Origin of the sequence: Bartonella sp. AA168HLJHH (assembly GCF_042197365.1) — a bacterium.
Lineage (GTDB): Bacteria > Pseudomonadota > Alphaproteobacteria > Rhizobiales > Rhizobiaceae > Bartonella.
In genome coordinates this window covers 1-1,644 of record NZ_JBHIRS010000058.1, presented here as the reverse complement: position 1 = coordinate 1,644, position 1,644 = coordinate 1, and the positions used below count along the sequence as shown (strand labels likewise).

The window sequence follows — 1,644 nt, the reverse complement described above, 5'->3', positions numbered from 1 at the left end:
AGATTGTTTTCATGTAAACTTTCAAGAGAAAAAGTGCGTGATGAAGGTTTACGAATGGTCATGCTAATGGTATTGGCAGCAACTGCTGGAGGCATAACAATTTGTATGCGTTCGTTGTTGGGCAGTGTTGCGGAGAGAACGGGGTTTTCTACACTGATTTTTTGTGTTGTGTAGGCAGCAACAACTTTTGCAATCCCTTCTAGTTCGCTGTAGGTTAGCTCTTTTAAGATGTGGGTTTGCCAACCATTGGGACCCTCAACGATTACTTCGCCAGGGCGATTGATGACAATTTCAAATAAATTTTCATCATTGAGGAAGTCATCTAAGATCTTTAATTTTGTTAAAACGATGGAGGCGCGTTCTGCATTTTTTGCTGATGGCATAATGTGACTTTATTGGCTTAATGAAAAAAGGAATAGCCGGGAGTAGAGCGGTTTCTTTTGCTCTTTACGACTAGTTTATAGACAGAGGAAAAATCGAGATCTTTTGCTACAAAGATGTTGACCAGTTCGCCTTGAAATTTTTCTAGGGTAGGAGGGATGTTGATTTGATTTTCAAGAGCAATACTGGCGGCCTCTTTTCCAGTGTTGTTTGCGCCTTCAAAACCGCCGCCTCCAGAGTTGTTTGAACCTCCTTTATTGGAATTGCCTACTATTTTATTTGTTAAAACTGTTGTGGCACCATCAATAACGGTGAGTAAAAGGGAAGAGCCAAAGCGTTCCCACCAATGGGTGTTGATGTTGCCATCAAAACCGGCTCTGCCTAAACTGTCGGTTGCGGGTGAGGCAAGGTCGATGATGACACCGGTTGGGGTTTTTGCTCTTGTCCAGAGTACAAAGAGGCGAGATTGACCTTGTTTTATCCCTCCGCGGTATTCGCCAATCACTTGGGTTCCTTTATCAAGCAAAACAACGCGCCCATTGTCAGAGAGGATATCACGGTTGATGATGCAGCTTGTAAAGCCTGGTTGCTCACTGTTTAATGCGGTTTCTAAGATACAGGGAATAGAGGTTCCCATGGCGATGATAAAGTTTCTATTGCCGATGAGTTTTGCTTTTGCTTTTGCTTCTTCTGTTTTGGTAGGCTTTAATAGGGTTGCAAAATTTTGTGTGTCTTGAAGGGCAGGAGAATTTTGCGCATTCGCGAGATTTTCAAGGGCATGGAATTTGTCAAAGGGGTTGAGAGTCGTGTTGACGATGTCTTTTAATTGAGATTTAGAGCCTTTGGCAAAAGCTAAAACAGGGGCACGTCTTGCGGCATCAAGTAGTGGGTCATCTTTTTTGGGTTCTTGTGCGAGTGGTTGTGGGGGTGGTAAGGTTATTGGTGCTATGTTTGCACGCGGGTCAGAGGGGGCGAGCTCTAAAGGGGCGAGGGAATTGTGAAAGTTTTGTGCTTGTTTTTTATGAGCTTTTGCGGTGTCTTTTTGTTCTGTGGGGGAGGATAAGATGTTCCAGAGCACATAGCCGCAGATTCCTATACAGGCTATTGCGACAACTATTTTTTTGCCGGCGCTTTTGGCGCTATTGTTTTTGCCATCCCCAATAGATCCGCGATCTTCGATGATTGGTTTATCACTCATGTGTTGTCCCCTTCAATTCCCGCTTATTTAAAGATCTGATGCAACTTTACGTTCAACAGATGGTG

The 1,644-nt window shown here is 43.7% G+C and carries 2 protein-coding genes; both read right to left on the bottom strand.

All coding sequences use genetic code 11. From position 1 onward, the window contains the following. A partial coding sequence (locus tag ACFINM_RS09705; protein ID WP_375641290.1) for an ATPase, T2SS/T4P/T4SS family occupies positions 1 to 383 on the bottom strand: 383 nt, incomplete at its 3' end. A gap of 17 nt (positions 384 to 400) precedes the next feature. After that, positions 401 to 1,579, bottom strand: a complete 1,179-nt coding sequence (gene virB10, locus ACFINM_RS09700; protein WP_375641288.1) for a type IV secretion system protein VirB10 — start codon at positions 1,577 to 1,579, stop codon at positions 401 to 403. Positions 1,580 to 1,644 lie beyond the last annotated feature (65 nt).

Excerpts from the sequence above, each read along its gene's own strand:
- virB10 (WP_375641288.1), bottom strand. The coding sequence starts at position 1,579 with ATGAGTGATAAACCAATCATCGAAGATCGCGGATCTATTGGGGATGGC.